Source organism: Candidatus Cloacimonadota bacterium (genome assembly GCA_020532355.1).
GTDB lineage: Bacteria > Cloacimonadota > Cloacimonadia > Cloacimonadales > Cloacimonadaceae > UBA5456.
In genome coordinates this window covers 1-4,181 of the sequence record JAJBBD010000047.1, presented here as the reverse complement: position 1 = coordinate 4,181, position 4,181 = coordinate 1, and the positions used below count along the sequence as shown (strand labels likewise).

The window sequence follows — 4,181 nt, the reverse complement described above, 5'->3', positions numbered from 1 at the left end:
CTTCGATAGATGCAACTTCTTTTATGAGTTCCAAGACCTGCCCAAAAAGGACATAGCACAGCTATGCAGTGAGATCCTGGAGATCAAGTTCCATCCGGACATAGTCGACTATGTCCACTTCCACTCCTGCGGCAATGTCCGCAAAGCCATGAAGCTAATCCGCTCAGTGGAAGAGATAGGCAGATACAAGAACCTCGAAGTAGTATCCCAAGCAGATCTGGATGATTGAGGTCAGGATGACGAATAAAGAACTGATCCTCAACTTCATCAGACAGTACGATCGACCCTTCAATGCGGAATCTATTGCCCAGATGACCAATGTTTGCAGAGAGGCAATAGAAATGCTACTATCTGAACTGCTCCAAAGCCAAGCGATCAAGCAGATTGAAGATAGTCCCCCCATCTATGTCCGTGCCAATCGCTACCAAGCCAGGATCGGTTATCAGCATTACAAAGGCTGGACATTCAGCATAGCAGATGCCCATAAGCTTCTGGACATCCTGGAACAAGGCAGATACAAGTCCATCCGAGAGCTTGCTCAAGCCATCGGTAAATCCAGACAGTGGGTCTACATCTATCTGGAGGCCCTGGCATCGATTGAAGTCATAGATATGAGAGGCTACATATATGTTGTCATATCCCGCCAAAACGTGCCCAAAATCGGCAGAAAAGTCCAGAAAGGTATCCTGGGTCAACTTCGGAGTTTGAATAGGATTGGGTGCTATAGGTTGCTGAACTAGACAGACTGAATATGAATACAACGAGCTACACAGTATTCAGGATGGGCTACACTATATGCTGTGCTCAAGCAATCGCCAAATACATTGGTAAGTCAAGGAGGATGGCTAACGAGCAAACATAAGCATTGACTAAATCAATACCTGCTGGATACTTGGATTTAAGTAGGATTAACATGGTAGACAAAATGCTGCAATCCACAGATCAGGAGGTTTTATCATGGTTGATACTGGACAAAGCTCTATCCCTTCCATTAACATTTACTTGATTAGAGAAGCGATCTATCGAGAAAAAAAGGATAAGTTAACAGCTGTTCGTTTAGTGATAATCGATGAGTACAATAAGGCTGGTCATAAAACCGAGCATTATCAACCGTACGACACAAACGAGGAGAACTCCCTTCTTTTCCATCAAAAACGAAACATTGCATTAAGATGGAGCAAATATCTTCAGCCGATAACAAGCCAAAGTCTTGACTTTGAAAATACTATTCACTCATTCATCCTATTCTTGCTTATTAAAAACCAAGTTTTTGCTGTTGTAGGTGGTCATGGCTATCATGTAATATCTAAGCACATTGATGGAGAGTTTAGCAAGTCCATTATTGAAAAAACATTCGATAAATCCTCTAGTGTATTTAAATACCTTCAAGATCGAAGTTTAGTTGGGAACGTAATCGGTACATCCAAAATTTTCCGAAGCAATGCCAATCTCGCCGTTGAGGAAGACTATGGTAAGCTGTTTGATAAGACTATAGCATCCATTGGAAAAGATCAGTTGGAACTATTGGGACTTAAAAGTAAAAGAGGATGTAGTTGTTTTGCTGGTTCTGGGTTTAGGCTATCTGCATCGATTTCAATAAAAGAGACTATAGGTCTGTGTCATAAACTAAGAGATAGACTGAATGAGCCGAATAAAATGAATCTTAACGATATTGATGAGGAAAAAGATGTAGTTAAGATAGCAAGGCTTGAGCGTACCCTCTTTGAAATGATCAAGGATGTTGCATCGGGTAAATGTGAAGGAAGTGAATTCGATTTTGTAGGTAAAGATCTCTTTAAGTTCATCACAGCAGAAGCACTATGCATAAGAAAAGGCAGAGAAGATCTCATGATTGGACTGTCTCCTACTATCAGTGCGTCGGACATACTCATTGGCCTACGTCCTGAAATCGATCAATGTGTTGATGATGATGAGTTAAAATCCTTATTAGCGTCGATAAAAGTGATATCTTACAATGAGAGTGTTGAGACCCCTATAACAAAGGGAGACCTAATAGAACACTTGCATGGAGAGGTTACAATGAATAACGGCGTTTGGTTTCTGATTAATGGGAAGTGGCTCAAACTCAACAGAGATATTAGCACTGAACTGAATACATACATAGATGATAACTTCAAACACGTGACTGAAGATTGGATGGTAGAACCTTACAATAAACATTCACTAAAGGTCGACTATGCTACATGGAAGCAGGTCAAAGTATCATCTCTAACAACTAAGACCCATATCCCCTATGAGTTAATGTATAATAGAAAATACTTAAACTACCCTAAAACTCTTGTCGTGGACAGGGTATTCTATGATGGCAACGAAAAGGTAGAGCTATGTGACATCATGCAGCTAACAGCAGATAAGCTTATTTTAGTACATGTTAAGACCGATTTTGGAGCATCCATTAGAGACGTTACTGAGCAGATTGTGACCTCTGCCAGTGTATTGTTGTCCTGGCGCAAGAATCATGAATCAGCGAAAATTGATGCATATTATGACCAGTTGGCGAGAATGTACAAGGATAAATATAAGATCGGAAAACCCAGGATTTCGAAAGCAGATTTTAAAAAGACATTACTCAAGAGAAAGAAGGTGCAGTACGTGCTTGCTTTTATTGACAGCAAGAAAGAAGTTGATTTCAAAATAGCAAAATACCGATCTGTGTTAGCTAAGATTGCTATAATGAATGCTACAAAGCGCTTGGTCGACTTGGGGTTTGAATTGAAGTTGATTCGAATAAGAGAAACGTAGCTCGTTTAGTTAAGCGATAGGAATTGGATGAAGATACACCGAAATGCGCTATGTCCATGTGGGTCTGGTAAAAAGTATAAGAAATGCTGTCTTCTTAACGAGACTCGCCCATCTCCTCATGAATTCATCGAAGCCACCCAAAAAGCATTTTCGAAAAAATACTGCCTGCATCCCGACAAATCAAAAGGACTGTGTAAGGGTAACATAATAAAAGCACACACAATATCGAAGTTTATGCTAAAAAAAACAACACCCAATGCTCATGTTTATACTCCCCCTCAGTTTGGAGATTTATTTAGTCAGTTACAAAGAGGGGATGATATCAAGCTGGTTAAAAGAGGGATAGGTCAGATGTCTACATTCACTGGCTTTTGTGCTCATCATGACAAAGAACTGTTCTCGCCCATTGAAAATGTAGATTTCGAAATTGATGAAGAAAGTATTTTATTGCTTACGTACAGAAGCGTATGTCATGAGTTGTTCAACAAAATTGCGCAATCGAATTCAGCTGAATTCAATCTCATGCATGGGACTAAAGATGTTGATCAACTGGATATGCCGCATATGCAGCAGTTACTCGAGGATCATCGGGATGCTTCAAAGGCTGGGGCAAATGACCTGGATGTTATTAAGAACAAACTTGATCATATGTTGGTGGATAAAAAGTATAAGGGACTTTGCTATAAGGTACTCGTGATCGACAAATCACCAGAGATTATCGCATCATTCTGTTCAATCCCATACTGTGACTTCCAAGGAAATGATCTTATTGGTGAGAGTTTTTTAGATGTTAATACAGCACTGCCGATGGTTGCTACGCAAGTCCTGCCCTACAGAACATCTGGGATGATCATATTTTCATGGATTCAGGGATATGAGTTAGTTGACAAGTTCATCAGCTCATTGTCGGAATTGGATTTACAAAGCGTTCCTAGTGCTGTAGTAAGATATATTTTTTCTCATTCTGAGACCTTCGCAGTCAATCCGGAATGGTGGGAAGCTCAGAAGCATGAAACTAGAAGCTATTTGTTAGGCTTGTACAAGAATAATTTGCCATTTCATGGATTGGATAATTGTTGTTTAGTGGGAGATAGCGAGATTGTTGATTGGTCAGTAACTGATATCGTTGAGAGCCTTGATTAATGCAAATTGGCTATTGACAAAATAACCTTACCCTTTAACCTGGTTTTATTCTTACATGATCCCTTTTTATACCGATTCTTATGGGATCTTCAGGTGCGATTGCATCTGAGAAGGAGCAGTATCATGGATGACAGATGGCTTTCAGTTGATGAGATAAGTGTTTATCTTGGGGTAACCAAGGATACGGTCTATAAATGGCTTAGCGAAAAGAAGCTTCCCGCTCATAAAGTTGGGAGACTTTGGAAGTTTAAAAAAGAAGATGTAGATACATGGGT

5 protein-coding genes are annotated in these 4,181 nt (G+C 40.0%); all 5 read left to right on the top strand.

The features are described from left to right. Positions 1-229, top strand: a 229-nt coding sequence (locus LHW48_01455) for an ATP-binding protein (protein MCB5259130.1), incomplete at its 5' end; no start/stop codon positions are given. Between the two features lie 7 nt (positions 230-236). Further along, positions 237-740 carry a hypothetical protein gene (locus LHW48_01450; GenBank protein MCB5259129.1) on the top strand — a complete coding sequence of 168 codons (504 nt, stop codon included), beginning with the start codon at positions 237-239 and terminating at the stop codon, positions 738-740. Between the two features lie 217 nt (positions 741-957). Continuing rightward, the gene (locus tag LHW48_01445) at positions 958-2,763 is read left to right on the top strand and encodes a TIGR04141 family sporadically distributed protein (GenBank protein ID MCB5259128.1); all 1,806 of its coding nucleotides are present in this window, start codon (positions 958-960) and stop codon (positions 2,761-2,763) included. 27 nt (positions 2,764-2,790) lie between these two features. Further along, positions 2,791-3,906 carry an SEC-C domain-containing protein gene (locus LHW48_01440; protein ID MCB5259127.1) on the top strand — a complete coding sequence of 372 codons (1,116 nt, stop codon included), beginning with the start codon at positions 2,791-2,793 and terminating at the stop codon, positions 3,904-3,906. Positions 3,907-4,029: 123 nt separating this feature from the next. Then, on the top strand, positions 4,030-4,181 hold a 152-nt coding region (locus LHW48_01435), incomplete at its 3' end, for a helix-turn-helix domain-containing protein (GenBank protein ID MCB5259126.1).

What these genes read in the sequence shown, in the direction of transcription:
- LHW48_01450 (MCB5259129.1), top strand. Translation starts at nt 237, where the DNA reads ATGACGAATAAAGAACTGATCCTCAACTTCATCAGACAGTACGATCGA.
- LHW48_01445 (MCB5259128.1), top strand. Translation starts at nt 958, where the DNA reads ATGGTTGATACTGGACAAAGCTCTATCCCTTCCATTAACATTTACTTG.
- LHW48_01440 (MCB5259127.1), top strand. Translation starts at nt 2,791, where the DNA reads ATGAAGATACACCGAAATGCGCTATGTCCATGTGGGTCTGGTAAAAAG.